A 17388-nucleotide genomic window follows, 5' to 3' on the forward strand; every position below is an offset into this window, starting at 1 on the left:
GCGACACAAGGCCGCTCCTACAAGGAACCGCGCACTCCTGTAGGAGCGGCCTTGCGTCGCGATGGGCTGCGCAGCAGCCCCAATGGCTTCAGCGCTGGACGGGCGTCGGCCGCTGCACTTCGGCCCTGCGCCCCAGCACCTCGTACACCGACGGATACGCCGGCCGTTCCACATACCGGCCCGCGCCTTTTTCCGCACGCAGGTCGCCATCGGCCCAGAGCACCTTGCCCTGGCTGATGGTATGGCTGGGGATGCCGCGCACGGTACGGCCTTCGAAGATGTTGAAGTCCACCTGCTGGTGGTGGGTCTTGGCCGAAATGGTACGCGTGCCTTGCGGGTCCCACAGCACCAGGTCGGCGTCGGCACCAACACGAATGGCACCTTTGCGCGGGAACAGGTTGAAGATTTTCGCGGTGTTGGTGGAGGTCAGCGCGACGAACTCATGCATCGACAGGCGCCCGCTGTTCACCCCGGCATCCCACAGCACCGCCATGCGGTCCTCGATGCCGGCAGTGCCGTTGGGGATACGGCTGAAGTCGTCGCGGCCCATGGCTTTCTGCTCGGCGCAGAAGCAGCAATGGTCGGTGGCGGTGGTGTGCAGGTTGCCCGACTGCAGCCCGCGCCACAGCGCCTCCTGGTGTTCGCGCGGGCGGAACGGTGGGCTCATCACGTAGCCTGCGGCGGTGGCCCAGTCCGGGTCGCGGTAGACGCTGTCATCCAGCAGCAGATGGCCGGGCAGGACTTCGCCGTACACCGGCTGGCCCTTGCCCCTGGCATAGGCGATTTCGTCCAGCGCTTCGCGGCTGGAAACATGCACCAGGTACAGTGGCGTGCCCAGGGTCTCGGCAATGCGGATGGCGCGGCTGGCCGCCTCGCCCTCGACCTGGGAGGGGCGTGACAGCGGGTGGGCTTCCGGCCCGGTCAGGCCTTGGGCCAGCAGTTTTTTCTGCAGGTGGTACACCAGTTCGCCGTTCTCGGCATGCACGGTGGGCACCGCACCCAGTTGCAGGCAGCGCTCGAAGCTGGCCACCAGGGTGTCGTCGGCGGCCATGATCGCATTCTTGTAGGCCATGAAGTGCTTGAAGCTGTTTACCCCATGTTTGGCCACCAGTTCGCCCATTTCTTCGGCCACCTGCTCGCTCCACCAGGTGATGGCGACATGGAAGCCGTAGTCGCTGGCGCTTTTCTGCGCCCAGCCGCGCCAGGTGTGGAAGGCCTCCAGCAACGACTGCTGCGGGTTGGGGATGACGAAGTCGATGATCGAGGTGGTACCACCGGCCAGGCCCGCGGCGGTGCCGCTGAAGAAGTCCTCGCTGGCCACGGTGCCCATGAACGGCAGTTGCATGTGGGTATGCGGGTCGATGCCGCCGGGCATCAGGTACTGGCCGCTGCCGTCGAGGATCTCGCAGTCGGTGGGCGGTTCGAGGTTTTGCCCGATGGCGCGGATCAGGCCATCGGCACACAGGACATCGGCGGGGTAACTCTCTTCGTGGGTGACCACGGTGGCGCCACGGATCAACAGGGACATGCCGTTTTCCTCGCAGGCTGACCGGTCTGGGCCGGTTCTTGGAATTGTCTTGATGCAGGGCGTGCAGGGCGGTTAATCCTGTCAGACCTGACAAGATTGGAGGCTAGATGCAGATACGGTATTCAGCAAGAAAATTTTCCCATTAATTTTGTGGTTTTTAACTCATTGAAATTAAGGAGATTATCTGTTTTGCGGTGCTGACTACGGGGCTTTTTGAAACGTTGACTGACTTGACAAGATGAAAATCTGGTCGAGATTTTCAAGCACATAAAGCGTGTGTACTCCGGCCATCGCATCAACCCGATGGGCAAACAACTACAAGAACATCTGGAGAAGGCCCCCATGCAGCAGAGCAGATCGGAAGTGGTCGAGCAGGATGGCCTGTTCGAGCTGTCCGAGGGCAGCGATGTCCTCGACAGCCCGCGCTACAACCACGACATCGCCCCGACCAAGGTGCACCAGCGCACCTGGAACAAATGGCACATCACCGCCCTGTGGGTGGGCATGTCCATCTGCGTGCCCACCTACACCCTCGGCGGCGTGCTCACCGCCTACTTCGGCCTCAGCGTGGGCGAGGCCTTGCTGGCGATTTTGCTGGCCAACCTGATCGTGCTGATCCCGCTCACCCTCAACGCCTTCCCTGGCACCAAGTACGGCATTCCGTTCCCGGTGCTGCTGCGTTCGTCGTTCGGCATCCTCGGCTCCAACGTGCCATGCCTGATCCGGGCAGTGGTCGCCTGTGGCTGGTTCGGCATCCAGACCATGTTCGGCGGCCTGGCCATCCACCTGTTCCTGGGCTCGGTGTTCGACGGCTGGAAAGCTTTGGGCGGCACCGGCGAGGTGATCGGCTTCATGATCTTCTGGTGCCTGAACCTGTGGGTGGTGCTGCGCGGCGCCGAGTCGATCAAGTGGCTCGAAACGCTTTCGGCACCGCTGCTGGTGGCGGTCGGCGTCGGCCTGCTGTTCTGGGCCTTGCCGCACATGTCGATGACCGAACTGCTGGCCCAGCCGCCCAAGCGCCCGGAAGGGGCGAACATGCTCGGCTACTTCTGCGCCGGGCTTACCGCCATGGTCGGTTTCTGGGCCACGCTGTCGCTGAACATCCCCGACTTCAGCCGCTACGCCCGCAGCCAGAAGGACCAGATTCTCGGGCAGATCTTCGGCTTGCCGCTGACCATGTTCCTGTTCGCCGCGCTGGGCGTGGTACTCACCGCTGCTTCGGCATCGCTGGTTGGCGAGACCGTGTCCGACCCGGTCAGCCTGATCGGCAAGATCCACAGCCCGTTCTGGGTGGCCCTGGCCATGGCGCTGATCGTGATCGCCACGCTGTCGACCAACACCGCAGCGAACATCGTGTCGCCGACCAACGACTTCCAGAACATCGCCCCACGCCTGATCGGGCGCAGCCGCGCGGTGTGGCTGACCGGCTTCATCGGCCTGGCGCTGATGGGCCATGAGCTGCTGAAGAAGCTGGGCTGGATCGTCTCCGACCTGAGCCTGGAGAGCGTGTACTCCAACTGGCTGCTGGGCTATTCCAGCCTGCTGGGGCCGATCGCCGGGATCATGGTGGTGGACTACTTCCTGATCCGCCGGCAGAAGCTGGACCTGGCCGGGCTGTACCGCGACGACGTGTACCCGGCATGGAACTGGGCCGGTTTTGCCGCCTTTGCGTTGCCGGTCGCGCTGACCGTGATGGCCATTGGCAACAGCAGTTTCAGCTGGTTCTACGACTACGGCTGGTTCACCGGTTCGCTGCTGGGCGGGGCGCTGTATTACCTCTTCGCCGGCGTGGTCGCGCGCAGCCCGGCGCGGGTGGCCAAGCCCTTGCCGTGAGACCGCGCTGGCTTCTTCGCGGGTAAACCCGCTCCCACAGGTACAGCGCAGGTCCTGAGGCCAACGCTGTACCTGTGGGAGCGGGTTTACCCGCGAAGAGGCCGGCACAGACAACAAAAATGCCTGAGGAAAATCCCATGACCCCAGCCCAACATGTACTGCAATCCACCCAGCACCACATCGACAGCACCCGCCTGTGGCAGTCCCTGATGGACCTGGCCCGTCTCGGTGCCACCGCCAAGGGCGGCGTTTGCCGCCTGGCCCTGACCGACCTCGACCGCCAGGCCCGCGACCTGTTCGTGCAGTGGTGCGAGGCCGCCGGTTGCACGGTCAGCATCGACGCCGTCGGCAACATCTTCGCCCGTCGCCCGGGGCGTAACCCCAAGCTGCCCCCGGTGATGACCGGCAGCCATATCGACACCCAGCCCACAGGTGGCAAGTTCGACGGCTGCTTCGGAGTGATGGCTGGGCTGGAGGTGCTCCGCACCCTCAACGACCTGGGCATCGAAACCGAAGCACCGCTGGAAGTGGTGGTGTGGACCAACGAAGAAGGTTCGCGCTTTGCGCCGTGCATGATGGGTTCCGGGGTGTTCGCCAGCAAGTTCACCCTGGAGGAAACCCTGGCCAAGCGCGACGCTCAGGGTGTCAGCGTTGGCGAGGCGTTGAACGCCATCGGCTACGCCGGCCCGCGCGCCGTATCAGGCCACCCGGTGGGTGCCTACTTCGAAGCGCATATCGAGCAGGGCCCGATCCTCGAAGATCAGCGCAAGACCATCGGCGTGGTGCTGGGCGCGCTGGGCCAGAAGTGGTTCGACCTGACCCTGCGCGGTGTCGAGGCCCATGCCGGCCCTACGCCTATGCACCTGCGCAAGGACGCCCTGGTCGGCGCGGCGGCGGTGGTGGAGGCAGTCAACCGCACCGCCCTCGGCCACCAGCCCCATGCCTGTGGCACGGTGGGTTGCCTGCAGGCCTACCCGGGCTCGCGCAACGTGATCCCGGGCGAGGTGCGCATGACCCTGGATTTCCGTCATCTGGAGGGTGAGCAGCTGAATGCGATGATTGCCGATGTGCGCGCGGTGATCGAGGCGACCTGTGCCCGGCATGGCCTGAGCCACGAACTGGTACCCACGGCCGATTTCCCGGCGTTGTACTTCGACAAGGCCTGTGTCGAAGCCGTGCGCCAATCGGCGCAGGCGCTGGGCCTGCCGCACATGGACATCGTCAGCGGCGCGGGGCACGACGCGATCTTCCTGGCCGAACTGGGGCCGGCGGGGATGATTTTCGTGCCGTGCGAGAACGGTATCAGCCATAACGAGATCGAGAACGCCACGCCCGAGGACCTGGCCGCGGGCTGCGCGGTGTTGCTGCGCGCGATGCTGGCGGCGTCGGAGGCGATTGCCAGTGGGCGGTTGGCGGCATAGTGGAGCGGCTGGTTGTGGAGGGCTTCGCATGTGCTCGCCACAATTCATCCCGCGGGCTCAAGACAGCCATCGCGCCCGATGTGATAGCGCTGCAGGTCCTGCGCCAGGGTCAGCTGCCCGCTGTAGTGGGCGAGGGCTTCGTCGCGCACATTGTCGATGCTCGGGCTGCGCCGTGGGTCGTTCTGGTAGCGGGCGCTGAAATGCGTCAGCACCAGGTTGCGCACGCCCGCAGTTTCGGCAAAGCGCGCCACCGCAGCCGCGGTGCTGTGGCCGAAGGTTACCCCCGTGCGCTCTACCACCGCCTGGGTGAACGTGGCTTCGTGCACCAGCACGTCCGCGCCCTTGGTGACGTCGGCCAACAATTCGGGGTTGTCGTTGTCGCCGCACACGATCACTCGCCGCGGCGGGCGCGAAGGGCGCAGGCAATCCTTGCCGTGCAGCCGCCGCCCGCCATGCTGCACCGTCAAACCCTTGGCCAGCTCGCCCCACAGCGGGCCGCGGGGGATACCTTCGGCTTCCAGGCGCGGGATGTTCAGTCGCGGTTCGGGGTTGAGCTCGGTGAACACGAAGCCGACGCTCGGCACCCGGTGCGACAGCTGCACGCTAGTCACTTCCAGGGCGTCACTGTGCCATTCCACCAGCTCCTCCACGGCCAGCAGGCGCAGTTCGAACGGCAGGAAGGTATCGCTGGCCACCAGCCCCTGGCGCACCCAGTCGTGCAGGGCGGCGGGCAGGACAAGGTCCAGCGGCTGGGTGCGCCCGCTCATGCCGGCGCTGGCCAGCAGGCCCGGCAGGCCGAAGCAATGGTCGCCGTGCACGTGGGTGATGAAGATAGCGCGCAAGTCGCGGATCGACAGCGGCGTATGCAGCAGCCGGTGCTGGGTGCCTTCGCCGCAGTCGACCAGATACCAGTGGCTGCCACTGGCTTCGATCACTGCGGTGGCGCTGACGTTGCGTGCCTTGGTCGGCACGCCGGCGGAGGTGCCCAGGAACAGCAAATCCATGGTCTGGCTCCTTGTTTCAGTCCAGCAGTGACGTCAGCACCAGCGGGCGGATGGGTGTCGGACGGATAAGGGGTGCAGGTAGCGGAGTGGTACTCAACGGGCTCGTTCCTTCGAGGTGGTAAGGGCGCACACCTTAGCCGGTTTGCCGCATGTCGTCGATGGCCCGCCAGGTCTTGCCTACTCGGCCTGCCGCCAGATCAGCTTGCTGGTGTCATAGCCTTGCTCCCGGGCAATCGTCAGCAGTTGCTCGCGCAGCTGGTCGGTGACCGCGGGCGTGCGCGAAAGCAGCCACAGGTATTCGCGGTTCGGGTGGCCGACCAAGGCTACGCGGTAGTCCTGGTCGTGGTACAGCACCCAGTACTCGCCCTTGGTCAGGCCGGGCGCGAGGCGGCTGAACCAGTTGTCGAAGCGCACCCAGAGCTTGTCGGTGCTGCCCGGTTGCTGGGCTTCGGCGATGCCCTTGGCCTGGTTCCACTGGCCGTCCGTTTCCTGGCAGCGGTTGGTCACGTCGAGGCGGCCGTCCTCTCGCAGGCCATAGTGCGCTTCGGACTGCACGCAGTTGCGCTGGAAGAACATCGGCAGCCGCGCGAGTTCGTACCAGGTGCCCTGGTAACGTTGCAGGTCGACCTGCTGGGTGCGCGGCGGCGCCGGGTGATCGTTGCCGGCGCAGCCGAGCAGGGCCAGGGTCATGCAGCAAAACAGCAGCGTGGTGCGTAGCGCCATGGTGAACCTCCTTGATACGGACGGGGCTTACCTGTGTTTCGATGCGAGCGAGAGGCAAAAGTTGTACGCAATCGTGCCTTTCAGAACGAACCGGTCTGCACTTCGCCGGCACGCACGTAACGGGCGATGACCACGCCCTTGGGCGAAACCTGCGAGTGCTGCAGGGTGAAGGCCGCCGCTGCAGCATCGTCCCCGAACAGTCGCTTGCCGTGGCCGAGCAGCAACGGGTGGATCAGCAGTTGCAGTTCATCGACCAGGCCCGCCGCCAGCAGTTGCTGCACCACATCGCTGCTGCCCTGGGTCAGCAGGTTGGCGCCGTCCTGTTGTTTCAGGGCGCGGACCGTTGCTGTGATGTCTTCGCCCAGAGCATGGCTGTTGTGCCAGTCGAGGGTTGCGGGAGTGTGGGTGGCCACGTGCTTGGGCACGCTGTTGAACAGGTTGGCGATGGAGAAGTCTTCCGAGCTGTCTTTTACCTTTGGCCAGTAGCCGGCGAAGATGTCGTAGGTGCGCCGGCCCAGCAGCAACTCGAAGGGCTGGCTGAACAGGGCCTGCATGGCCTGGCCGAAGACTTCCTCGGCGTAGGGCACGATCCAGCCGCCGTAGGTGAAGCCGCCGCTGGTGTCTTCCTGCGGGCCACCGGGGGCCTGCATGACACCGTCGAGGCTGATGAAGGCGGCTACGATGAGTTTGCGCATGGGGACTCTCCTGTTGGCAGCCGGGGTGGCTGGGGGCATGGGATAGTCGAATGGCAGGCAGCAGAATCGACAGGGCCTTGTGCTTTGTCTGCACTGGCCCTATCGCCGGCAAGCCAGCTCCCACAGGTGCACCACAGTCCTTGAGTGCAGCGTAAAACCTGTGGGAGCTGGCTTGCCGGCGATAGGGCCGGTACAAGCTACATCACAGCCAGTAGGTCACCGCCCACCACCCCAGCCCACCCATCACTACGGTATAGGGCAAGGCCATCCACACCATTCGCCCATACGACAGCCGGATCAGCGGCGCGATTGCCGAAGTCAGCAGGAACAGGAACGCCGCCTGCCCATTCGGCGTCGCCACGCTCGGCAGGTTGGTGCCGGTGTTGATCGCCACCGCGAGCGTCTCGAAATGCTCGCGGCTCATGCCGCCATTGAGGAACGCCTGCTTCACCTCGGTGATGTAGATGGTGGCAACGAACACGTTGTCGCTGATCGCCGACAGCAGGCCGTTGGCCAGGTACAGCATGCCCGGTTGCTGCTCGGCCGGCAGCGCCAGCACCCAGGCAATCAACGGGCTGAACAATTGCTGCTGATGAATCACCGCCACCACGGCGAAGAACACCACCAGCAATGCGGTGAACGGCATGGCGTCCTGAAAGGCACGGCCCAGGCGGTGTTCGTCGGTAATGCCGGTGAATGCCGTGATCAGCACGATCACCATCAGGCCGATCAGGCCGACCTCGGCGACGTGCAGCCCCAGGCAGACGATCAGGATCAGTGCGGCGAACCCTTGCACCCACAGCGCGATGCGCTGGGCAGTGGTGCGTGCAGCATCGTCCTCGGCAGCGTAGGCGGCCAGTACCTGACGCACCGGCTCGGGCATCAACGTGCCGTAGCCGAACAGGCGCAACTTCTCCAGCAGCACGCAGGTCAGCAAGCCGGCGCCCAGCACCGGCAGCGACACCGGTGCCACCTTCAGGAAGAAATCGGCGAAGTGCCAGCCCATCTCATGGCCGATCAGCAGGTTCTGCGGCTCGCCCACCAGCGTGCACACGCCGCCCAGGGCGGTACCCACCGCGCCATGCATCAGCAGGCTGCGCAGGAAGGCGCGGAACTGGTCGAGGTCTTCACGGTGCAACTGTGCGACCTGCTGGTCGCTGTCCAGCGCACTGTCTTCGCGCGGGTTGGCCCCGGAGGCGACGCGGTGGTACACCGCATAGAAACCGACCGCGGCGCTGATGATCACGGCGGTCACGGTCAACGCATCGAGAAACGCCGAGAGGAATGCCGACAGCACGCAGAACAGCAACGCCAGGATCGCCTTCGAACGCACCCCCAGCAGGATGCGCGAGAACAGGAACAGCAGCAGTTCCTTCATGAAGTGGATGCCCGCGACCATGAACATCAGCAGCAGGATCACCGGGAAGTTGTGCTGCAGCTCTTCGTACAGGGCTTGCGGGGTGGTCATCTGCAACAGCAGGGCTTCGACCAGCAGCAGGCCGCCAGGCATCAGCGGGTAGCACTTCAGGGCCATGCCCAGGGTGAAGATGAATTCGAGCACCAGTGCCCAGCCGGCAGCGACCGGGCCTACGGTCACCAGCAGCAGCGGGTTGAGCGTCAGGAACAGGCAGATGACTGCCTTGTACCAAAGCGGCGACTGGCCCAGAAAGCTGTGGGCGAGGGCGCCGGTCAGGGAGCGCGACATGAATTTGTATCCTTATGATTCGGCGATGGCGCACGGTGCCGGATCAGCGCGTCTTAGGCAAGGCGTACAGTCCCGTTTTTGGCACAAGTGCGGTCATCGGGGTGGGTTACCATCCGTGCCATGAACCCTTCACCCGCAGGAGTGCCGCCCGTGACCGAGTACAGCGCATTCAAGGTCGAACTGACCAACAGCATCGCCCACGTTCAGATCAACCGCCCGGACAAGCGCAATGCGATGAACGCGGCCTTCTGGGAGGAGATCATCGACATCTTCCGGTGGGTCGACGACACCGACGCGGTGCGGGCGGTGGTGATCAGCGGAGCCGGCAAGCATTTTTCCGCTGGTATCGACCTGATGATGCTGGCTTCGCTGGCCGGGCAGATGGGCAAGGACGTCGGCCGTAACGCACGCTTCCTGCGCAGCACCATCCTGCGCCTGCAGGCGTCGTTCAATGCCGTGGACAAATGCCGCAAGCCGGTGCTGGCCGCGGTGCAGGGTTACTGCATTGGCGGCGCCATCGATCTGATCTCGGCCTGCGACATGCGCTACTGCAGCAGCGACGCGCAGTTCTCGATCAAGGAAATCGACATGGGCATGGCCGCCGATGTCGGCACACTGCAACGTTTGCCTCGTATCATCGGTGACGGCATGATGCGTGAGCTGGCTTTCACCGGGCGCAATGTCGAGGCCGAAGAGGCGCTGCGCATCGGCCTGGTCAACCGGGTCTATGATGATCAGGCCGCGCTGATGGACGGGGTCTTTGCCATCGCCGGCGAGATTGCCGCAAAATCGCCGATCGCCGTGGCCGGCACCAAGGAAATGCTCAGCTACATGCGTGACCATCGCATCGACGATGGCCTGGAGTACATCGCCACCTGGAACGCCGCGATGCTGCAGTCCGAAGACCTGCGCGTGGCGGTGGCGGCGCACATGAGCAAACAGAAACCGACGTTCGCCGACTGATCAGGCCGGGGGACGCGCAGTAAGGGAACCCCCGACATGTCAGCACGCTGGACTACCGCAGTACTCGACCCGCAGATCACCGGGGGGCTGGCCGTGGCCCGCAGCCCGGAAGGGTTCCTGGTGGACGACAACGGCGCGCTGTTCCCTCGCGACTGGCTCAAGCGCCAGGACCTCGACGTGCTGTGCGAGCACGGCATCGGCCACTTCGACGGCCAGCCGGTGTTCCTGCTGGAGCTGCGCAGCGCCACCAACGTGCCCGGCTGCGCCTGGCGCGGCCTGCGCGCGTTCATGCTCGAGGGTGACTTCGACACCTACAAAGTACTGGGCTATGCCGCGCAGATCGGCACCTGGGCCCGCGAGCACCGTTTCTGCGGCAGTTGCGGCCAGGCAATGACGCAGATCCGCTGGGAACGGGCAATGTACTGCCAGCCTTGCGACCTGCGCAGCTACCCGCGCATTTCGCCGAGCATGATCGTGCTGGTGACCCGTGGCGACGAAATCCTGCTGGCGCGTTCGCCACGCTTCGTCACCGGGGTGTACAGCACACTGGCAGGCTTTGCCGAGCCGGGCGAGTCGGCCGAGGACTGCCTGGTGCGTGAGGTGCGTGAGGAAGTGGCGGTGGAAGTCAGGAACATCCAGTACGTCGGCAGCCAGTGCTGGCCGTTTCCGCATTCGATGATGCTGGGCTTCCATGCCGAGTATGCCGGCGGCGATATCGTCATGCAGCCGGACGAGATCGAGGATGCCAAGTGGTTCAGCGTCCACGACCTGCCGCCGCTGCCGGCCGGGCGGTCGATTGCCCGGTATCTGATCGACCTTTATGTAGCCAGACGCTTAGGCTTGGCCGAACCAGTGCTGCCACGCTAGGCGCACGGTCAATGCCAGCACCACGGTGATGAACACCGGGCGGATGAACTTGCTGCCGCCACTGATCGCCGTGCGTGCGCCGAAGAAGGCGCCGACCATCACCGACAGGCCCATGCACAGGCCGACGATGTAGTCCACCTGCCCGGAAATGATGAATACCGTCAGCGCTGCGATGTTGCTGACGAAGTTCATGCTGCGTGCCACGCCGCTGGCACGGACCAGGTCGATGGGGTAGAGCAGCAGGGTGCTGACCGTCCAGAACGCCCCGGTACCCGGGCCGGCCACGCCGTCATAGAAGCCTAGGGTGAAGCCTTGCGGCACTTGCCACTTTTTCCTGATCGGCGCATCGGCATCCAGCGGCGCCTTGGGCGTGCCGCCGAACAGCAGGTAGACGCCACAGGCGAAGACGATCACCGGCAGCATCTTGTTCAGCCATTCGGCCGGCATGTAGTGGGCGATCACTGCACCGAGCAAAGCACCGACCAAGGTGGCGAACAATGCCGGGCGCCATTGCGCCGGGTGGAACAGCTTGCGCCTGTAGTAGGTGAAGCCGGCGGTGGCCGAGCCGAAGGTAGAGCTGAGCTTGTTGGTGCCCAGTACCAGGTGTGGCGGCATGCCGGCGGTGAGTAGCGCCGGGGTGGTGAGCAGGCCGCCACCGCCGGCGATGGCATCGATGAAGCCGGCGACGAAGGCGACCAGGGCCAGGATCAGCAGGGTGAGGGGTTCTACGGTGAGTTCGAAGGGCATGGGGGCTTCAAGCTGAAGGGCAGGCTGGGTAGGGAGCGCAAATGAGAGGTAATGATAAAGGCAAAAGCGCACACTTGACAGTCTATATTATTGACTCAGGTCCACCCATTCTCTTCGACTAAATTCAGGCTCAGCTTTCAAATGTTTCCCATCCTTTTCGGATTTGATCGATGGCTGCTTGCGAAGTAGATGATGAAGGTGTGAAATGTTTTAGCCGTTCCTCATATTTATGCAGGTCTAACGTCAGGCCTGAGTAATTGAGAAAGTCTTCGAAATCCAGATATTTTTCCATGTCAATGTTTTCGCTGTCTAAAGGCAGGGCGTCTTCGCGCTTCCAAAGGCGCAGGTTTCTGAAGGCCGTTTGTTTGTGTTTTTCAAGTGAGGTTTCTATTTTTGGGATCAGGGCGATGGCCTTATAATGCTTACGGGTTACACCCGGCGCGCCAATCACATGCCCGTATTTGGCGTTCAGTTCAGGGCTTGAAGCAAGCGCCGCGTTAGCTTCATCACGGTAGTCGGGCTTTTTAAATCGTGCCTTTGCAGCGGTGTACATTTTTTTTGTTCTGGTTTTCGTGGCTCGCCACATGTGACCAGAGGCATCGTCCCGGTTGATGGGGTCCCCCATGCAATAGGCGTAGGCATTAAGGGTGCGGCTTCCGAAGGGGCTCAGGCTATCGGCCGAAAAAAAACGCATTATGCACGGGCTGAACGCGCGGTACCCGTTCCCAAGGAGGTAACACTTTGTGAAGCGATCATAGCGCTGCCCGGTGAATCCCAAGATGCAGTGCATCTGACTGTGCCCATAAGCGGTATAGATGATATCTTTACAGTTGTTGCGATTTGCGTTAACGATGGAGCGCTGTGCGTTTGATGCCATTAGCATTGTTTTGGCAGAACGCTCCGCCAACGGTATGTCATCCGCTGAAAGTAACGTTACGTCTAGACCGCTGCTCATCTCCGAGGACAGTTGGCCACTCTTGTAGAATAAATACTTCCGGTTCGATGGCATGATCAGGCTGCTTGCGGGTGGAATATTTAATTGAGACTAATCTCGGATAAAAGGGGCAGATGCACAACTGGTAAAATTGTCAGTTGCTTATATTGACTGGACAGGGGTATGACAGTAGCGGCCTTTTCGCGGGCACGCCCGCTCCTACAGGAACATCACAGTATTCAGGACCTGTGCAGTACTTGTAGGAGCGGGCGTGCCCGCGAAAAGGCTGGGACAAGCTGATCACATCAGCTACGGATAAACGCCAGCAAATCCGCATTGATCACATCGGCATGGGTGGTCGGCATGCCATGCGGGTAGCCCTTGTAAGTCTTCAGCGTGCCATTGGGCAGCAGTTTCGCCGACAGCACCCCGGAGTTCTCATACGGCACGATCTGATCATCATCGCCGTGCATCACCAGCACCGGTTGCTGGATGCCCTTCAGGTCTTCGGTGAAGTCGGTCTGGGAAAACGCCACGATGCCATCGTAATGAGCCTTGGCACTGCCAATCATGCCTTGGCGCCACCAGTTGCCGATGATGCCTTCGCTGGCTTCTGCACCGGGGCGGTTGTAGCCGTAGAACGGCCCGGCCGGCACATCCCGGTAGAACTGCGCACGGTTGCTGGCAACCTGGGCCTGGAAGCCGTCGAACACCGATTTGGGCAGGCCACCGGGATTAGCGGGCGTCTGCACCATCAGTGGCGGTACGGCGGCGATCAGCACGGCCTTGGCCACCTTGTCTTCAGGGTGCCGGGCCATGTAGCGCACCACTTCACCGCCACCGGTCGAGTGGCCGACATGCACGGCGCCCTGGATGCCCAGGTGAGCGACGACCGCCGCCACATCGTCGGCGTAGTGGTCCATGTCGTGGCCGTCCCATACCTGGCTGGAGCGGCCATGGCCGCGACGGTCGTGGGCGACCACGCGGTAACCATGGGCGAGGAAGTACAACAGCTGGGCATCCCAGTCGTCGGCGCTGAGCGGCCAGCCGTGGTGGAAGTGGATGACCGGTGCGTCACGCGGGCCCCAGTCCTTGAAGAAGATCTGTACGCCGTCCTTCGTGGTTACATAGCTCATGGTCGGGTCTCCTGTGTGCAGGAAGCGAAGGGAGCTATTGAGAATAGGAGGTATTTTGCCTGGTGCTGGAATTTGTGGGGCACTCCCGGCTCTGCTCGGTCCCCTGTAGGAGCGGCCTTGTGTCGCGAAAGGGCTGCAAGGCAGCCCCGGCAATGTGTGCATCTGTGCTGAAACCCTGGGGCTGCTTTGCAGCCCTTTCGCGACACAAGGCCGCTCCTACAACGGGCCGTGTCAACCGATCAGACGCGGTCGCGCATCCGGTACCAGGCCTTGGCCGCAGCTTCCAGCGGTGCTGCCAGCAGGTCTCCGCCGGGGAAGCGGCCGTTGTTGATGCCTTGGTACAGCGTCAGCAGGTCGTCGTCGCCAAGAATGGCATCGCTGACCGCCCGCGCCGCCGCCAGTGTTGGTAGCACGCCATGGCCAGAGAAACCCTGCAGCCAGTAGCGCTGGCCCTCGCGACCGACATCCGGGGTGCGCTGGATGCTGCAGTCGATATGGCCGCCCCAGGCATAGTCGATGGCCACCCCGGCCAGCTGCGGGAACACCCGCTCCAGGTAGGGGCGGGTGGCGCTGGCAACATCTTTGGGAATACCGCCCAGGTAGGTGCAGCCGCCGCCGAACAGCAGGCGATGGTCCGGGGTGAGGCGGAAATAGTCGGGCACGAACTGGTTGTCGATCACGCAACTGTTGCGCGGCAGTAGCGATTGGGCGAAGTCGGCATCCAGCGGTGCGGTGGCTACCTGATAGGAGCCAACCGGCAACAGGCGGCGCGACAGGTTGCGGTCGAGGCGATCGATGTAGGCGTTGCAGGCCAGCACCAGCACCTGGCAACGTACTTCGCCGCGGTCGGTACGGGCCACATAGCCGTCGCCGGCTTTCTGGTAGTCGAGCACCTGGCTCTGTTCGTAGATCCGCCCGCCAGCCGCCTCGATGGTGCTGGCCAGGCCCTGGGCCAGCTTCAGCGGGTTGAGGTGGGCGCCTTTGGCGTCGTATAGCGCGGCCTGGTAGCGCGGGCTGTCGATCCATTGCGGCAGCTCGTCGCGGCCGATCAGGCGCAGGGCGTCGTAGCCCCATTTGTGTTCGGCCTCGTGCAGGGCTTCTTCCAGCATCTTCACCCGGCGCGGCAGCACGGCGGTCCACAGGCTGCCCTGCCGGTAGTCGATGTCGAAGCCATGGCGCTCGGGCAGTTCGCGCATTTCATCGGCGGCGCAGCACATGCTGGCCCACAGGCGTCGGGTGCGTTCGACGCCCAGGGCCTTTTCCAGCGGCGGCATGTCGCATGACCACCCGAGCAGTGCCTGGCCGCCGTTGCGGCCGGACGCGGCCCAGGCCACGCGGCTGGCTTCCAGCAGCGTTACGCGCTTGCCGGCCTGGGTCAGGCGCAAGGCGGTGTGCAGGCCGCTGAAGCCGGCGCCAATGATCAGGACTTCGGTGTCGTGGCTGCCTTGCAGGGTAGGGTGCAGGGGAATGCTGGCGGGGTAGGTCTGGGCGTAGTAGCTGGCGACGTGCTGGGCGGATTGTTTGAACATGCAGGGGGCTCATGAAAATTATTGTGTTTATTTTCATGAAAATTTAGCATGTAAATTTCATGTCGCCAATGCATTGGCCGGGTTTGTGGTTTACCTCGGGTTGTTGTGTTGCCTGTCCTGGCCCTTTCGCGGGTAAACCCGCTCCCACAGAGTCATCACCGGTCTCGAGGTTGGTGCTGTAAATGTGGGAGCGGGTTCACCCGCGAAGGGGCCTGACCTGAAAGTGCAAAATCTTCAGGTTGTCGCCTTTTTTCGAGGCTGTCTTGGCTTGCCTGCGGCCGCTTTGCCCTTCCCGCCACCCCGACGCTTCTTCTTCCACGGCGGCGCAGCCCCGGCTGCCGGCCCGCTGATGGTCATGCGCATGCCGCTGCACCGTTCGACCAGCTTGCCCATCCATGCCGACTGCCGGGCGACGAACTCCTCCAGCGTCATCTCGCCACTCTGCACCATGTCCAGCGCCTGCTCCCAGATAGCCGTGGTGCCTGGGTCGGCGATGGCGCGTGGCACGGCGTCGATCAGGCTGAAGGCCGCAGGGGTGGCGGACAGCGCCTTGCCGTTCTTCACCAGGTAGCCGCGGTCAAGCAGGCCCTGGATGATGCTGGCGCGGGTGGCTTCGGTGCCGATACCGGTGGTTTCCTTGAGCTTCTGCTTCAACCGCGGGTCGTCCACCAGCTTGGCCACGTTCTTCATTGCCTTGATCAGGTCGCCTTCGGTAAACGGCTTGGGCGGCTGGGTCCACAGGTCTTTCAGTTGCAGGCCCTGCACTGTGCAGTCCTGGCCTTCGCGCAGCGCCGGCAGCACCTGGGCCGGTGGTGCCTCGCGCCCCTTGGACGGGGTCAGCGCCTCGGGCAGCGCACGGCGCCAGCCTGGTTCGACGATCTGCTTGCCTACGGCACGCAGGGCATGGCCGGCGCAGTCGAAGTCGGCCTGGGTACGGTCGTACTCGTGGTTGGGCAGGAACTGCGCCAGGTAGCGGGCGCGGATCAGGGTGTACACCGCCTTGTGCTTGGCCGGCAGGCGCGACGGGTCGCTGGCGGCGGCAGTGGGGATGATGCCGTGGTGGGCGCTGACCTTGGCGTCGTTCCACGCCCGTGAACGGCGTTGCGGCTCCAGGTAGGGCTGCAGCGGCGCCAGGCTGGCATCGACCCGTTGCAGGGCGGCGAGGATGGCTGGCGCTTCGGCGTGCTGGCTTTGCGGCAGGTAGCCGCAGTCGCTGCGCGGGTAGGTGATCAGCTTATGGGTTTCGTACAGGGCCTGGGCGATGTCGAGGGTTTCCTGGGCGCCGAGGCCGAACTTTTTCGAGCACAGCTCCTGCAGGGTGCCAAGGTCGAAGGGCAGGGGTGCCGCTTCACGCACGCGCTCGGTGGTCACCTTCACGGCCCGGGCAGTACCCGCATTGCCGATGTCGGCGGCCGCCTGCTGCGCCAGGGCCTGGTTCAGGCAGCGGCCCTGGTCGTCGCAGGCGTCCTCGGGGGCGCGCCACTGGGCGTTGAAGCCAAAGCCTGCGTGTTCGAGCTGCACGTCGATGGCCCAGAACGGTACCGGCACGAAGTCGGCGATGCTGCGGTCGCGGTCGACCACCAGGCGCAAGGTGGGCGTTTGCACCCGGCCCACCGGCAGCACGCCCTGATAGCCCGACTGGCGGCCCAGCAGGGTGAACAGCCGGCTCATGTTCATGCCGATCAGCCAGTCTGCGCGCGAACGGCCCAGCGCCGAGTGGTACAGGTTGAAGGTTTCGTGGCCCGGCAGCAGCCGCGCCAGGGCCTTGCGAATGGACGCGTCATCCAGTGCCGACAGCCACAGGCGCTGCACCGGGCCGCGGTAGCGGCAATGCTCGACGAGTTCGCGGGCGATCATTTCGCCTTCGCGGTCGGCGTCGGTGGCGATTACCAGTTCGCGCGCTTCGCCGAGCAGGCGCTTGACTGCCTTGAACTGGCTGGCGGTCTTGGGCTTGACCAGCATCTTCCACTTTTCCGGGATGATCGGCAGGTCGGCCAGGTTCCAGCGCTTGTAGCGTTCGTCGTAGCTGTCGGGCGGGGCGGTTTCCAGCAGGTGGCCGATGCACCAGGTCACGCAGACGTCAGTGCCTTGCCAGCAGCCATCGCCCTTGCGGTTGGCGCCGAGCACTTTGGCGATGTCTTTTGCCTGAGAGGGTTTTTCGCAGAGGAACAGGCGCATGGCCGGGGACGCTTCATCGGGGGTGATGGGCGATAGGATGCGCAAGCGAGGGCGCGGAGGCAAGTTTTATCTGGATGGATGTACAGGTTTTTTTGTCAGAGGGGATGTCTTGGCTGTGCCGGCCT

At 63.8% G+C, this 17388-nt stretch carries 14 protein-coding genes; 4 read left to right on the forward strand and 10 right to left on the reverse strand.

Annotated features, from left to right (window positions below; genetic code table 11):
- Positions 1–88: 88 nt before the first annotated feature.
- On the reverse strand, positions 89–1528 hold the full coding sequence (hydA, locus tag CAG00_RS15425) for a dihydropyrimidinase (RefSeq protein WP_063912606.1): 1440 nt from the start codon (positions 1526–1528) through the stop codon (positions 89–91).
- A 342-nt stretch (positions 1529–1870) separates the two neighbouring features.
- Here hydA and CAG00_RS15430 point away from each other — a divergent pair, with 342 nt between their 5' ends.
- Positions 1871–3361 carry an NCS1 family nucleobase:cation symporter-1 gene (locus CAG00_RS15430; RefSeq protein ID WP_025339793.1) on the forward strand — a complete coding sequence of 497 codons (1491 nt, stop codon included), beginning with the start codon at positions 1871–1873 and terminating at the stop codon, positions 3359–3361.
- A gap of 137 nt (positions 3362–3498) precedes the next feature.
- Positions 3499–4782, forward strand: a complete 1284-nt coding sequence (locus CAG00_RS15435) for a Zn-dependent hydrolase (protein WP_085664665.1) — start codon at positions 3499–3501, stop codon at positions 4780–4782.
- Positions 4783–4826: 44 nt separating this feature from the next.
- On the opposite strand, the gene CAG00_RS15440 is transcribed toward CAG00_RS15435, so the two are convergent.
- The 4 genes from CAG00_RS15440 to nhaB all read right to left on the reverse strand — a co-directional run bounded on the left by CAG00_RS15440 (position 4827) and on the right by nhaB (position 8909).
- A complete protein-coding gene (locus tag CAG00_RS15440; RefSeq protein WP_085664666.1) occupies positions 4827–5786 on the reverse strand; it encodes a ribonuclease Z in 960 nt (319 codons plus the stop codon).
- Positions 5787–5963: 177 nt separating this feature from the next.
- A complete protein-coding gene (locus CAG00_RS15445) occupies positions 5964–6509 on the reverse strand; it encodes a lipocalin family protein (protein WP_085664667.1) in 546 nt (181 codons plus the stop codon).
- A gap of 80 nt (positions 6510–6589) precedes the next feature.
- On the reverse strand, positions 6590–7204 hold the full coding sequence (locus CAG00_RS15450; RefSeq protein WP_085664668.1) for a dihydrofolate reductase family protein: 615 nt from the start codon (positions 7202–7204) through the stop codon (positions 6590–6592).
- Positions 7205–7406: 202 nt separating this feature from the next.
- Positions 7407–8909 carry a sodium/proton antiporter NhaB gene (gene nhaB / locus CAG00_RS15455; protein ID WP_085664669.1) on the reverse strand — a complete coding sequence of 501 codons (1503 nt, stop codon included), beginning with the start codon at positions 8907–8909 and terminating at the stop codon, positions 7407–7409.
- Positions 8910–9059: 150 nt separating this feature from the next.
- Here nhaB and CAG00_RS15460 point away from each other — a divergent pair, with 150 nt between their 5' ends.
- Positions 9060–9872, forward strand: a complete 813-nt coding sequence (locus CAG00_RS15460; RefSeq protein WP_039613165.1) for a crotonase/enoyl-CoA hydratase family protein — start codon at positions 9060–9062, stop codon at positions 9870–9872.
- Positions 9873–9908: 36 nt separating this feature from the next.
- Positions 9909–10739 (forward strand): NAD(+) diphosphatase, encoded by an 831-nt coding sequence (nudC, locus tag CAG00_RS15465; RefSeq protein WP_085664670.1) that lies wholly within the window; start codon positions 9909–9911, stop codon positions 10737–10739.
- On the opposite strand, the gene CAG00_RS15470 is transcribed toward nudC, so the two are convergent.
- From CAG00_RS15470 to CAG00_RS15490, 5 genes are all read right to left on the reverse strand, one after another.
- Positions 10707–11486, reverse strand: a complete 780-nt coding sequence (locus CAG00_RS15470; RefSeq protein ID WP_013973303.1) for a TSUP family transporter — start codon at positions 11484–11486, stop codon at positions 10707–10709. The two genes, nudC and CAG00_RS15470, sit on opposite strands and share 33 nt — an antisense overlap.
- 130 nt (positions 11487–11616) lie before the next feature.
- Positions 11617–12441, reverse strand: coding sequence for an RHS repeat-associated core domain-containing protein (locus tag CAG00_RS15475; protein ID WP_256578998.1), 825 nt, complete (start codon positions 12439–12441; stop codon positions 11617–11619).
- A 284-nt stretch (positions 12442–12725) separates the two neighbouring features.
- A complete protein-coding gene (locus CAG00_RS15480; protein WP_085664672.1) occupies positions 12726–13556 on the reverse strand; it encodes an alpha/beta fold hydrolase in 831 nt (276 codons plus the stop codon).
- Between the two features lie 239 nt (positions 13557–13795).
- The gene (locus CAG00_RS15485) at positions 13796–15085 is read right to left on the reverse strand and encodes an FAD-binding oxidoreductase (RefSeq protein WP_085664673.1); all 1290 of its coding nucleotides are present in this window, start codon (positions 15083–15085) and stop codon (positions 13796–13798) included.
- 234 nt (positions 15086–15319) lie between these two features.
- A complete protein-coding gene (locus tag CAG00_RS15490) occupies positions 15320–17263 on the reverse strand; it encodes a DNA topoisomerase III (protein ID WP_085664674.1) in 1944 nt (647 codons plus the stop codon).
- Positions 17264–17388: the final 125 nt, after the last annotated feature.

The sequence above is a fragment of the Pseudomonas sp. B5(2017) genome (assembly GCF_002112825.1).
Classification (GTDB): Bacteria; Pseudomonadota; Gammaproteobacteria; order Pseudomonadales; family Pseudomonadaceae; genus Aquipseudomonas; species Aquipseudomonas putida_Z.

Bases quoted from the DNA above. Each gene is read 5' to 3' on its own strand.
- CAG00_RS15480 (WP_085664672.1), bottom strand. From the start codon at position 13,556: ATGAGCTATGTAACCACGAAGGACGGCGTACAGATCTTCTTCAAGGAC.
- CAG00_RS15430 (WP_025339793.1), top strand. From the start codon at position 1,871: ATGCAGCAGAGCAGATCGGAAGTGGTCGAGCAGGATGGCCTGTTCGAG.
- CAG00_RS15435 (WP_085664665.1), top strand. From the start codon at position 3,499: ATGACCCCAGCCCAACATGTACTGCAATCCACCCAGCACCACATCGAC.
- CAG00_RS15445 (WP_085664667.1), bottom strand. From the start codon at position 6,509: ATGGCGCTACGCACCACGCTGCTGTTTTGCTGCATGACCCTGGCCCTG.
- CAG00_RS15485 (WP_085664673.1), bottom strand. From the start codon at position 15,085: ATGTTCAAACAATCCGCCCAGCACGTCGCCAGCTACTACGCCCAGACC.
- CAG00_RS15440 (WP_085664666.1), bottom strand. From the start codon at position 5,786: ATGGATTTGCTGTTCCTGGGCACCTCCGCCGGCGTGCCGACCAAGGCA.
- nudC (WP_085664670.1), top strand. From the start codon at position 9,909: ATGTCAGCACGCTGGACTACCGCAGTACTCGACCCGCAGATCACCGGG.
- hydA (WP_063912606.1), bottom strand. From the start codon at position 1,528: ATGTCCCTGTTGATCCGTGGCGCCACCGTGGTCACCCACGAAGAGAGT.
- nhaB (WP_085664669.1), bottom strand. From the start codon at position 8,909: ATGTCGCGCTCCCTGACCGGCGCCCTCGCCCACAGCTTTCTGGGCCAG.
- CAG00_RS15490 (WP_085664674.1), bottom strand. From the start codon at position 17,263: ATGCGCCTGTTCCTCTGCGAAAAACCCTCTCAGGCAAAAGACATCGCC.
- CAG00_RS15475 (WP_256578998.1), bottom strand. From the start codon at position 12,441: ATGAGCAGCGGTCTAGACGTAACGTTACTTTCAGCGGATGACATACCG.
- CAG00_RS15470 (WP_013973303.1), bottom strand. From the start codon at position 11,486: ATGCCCTTCGAACTCACCGTAGAACCCCTCACCCTGCTGATCCTGGCC.
- CAG00_RS15450 (WP_085664668.1), bottom strand. From the start codon at position 7,204: ATGCGCAAACTCATCGTAGCCGCCTTCATCAGCCTCGACGGTGTCATG.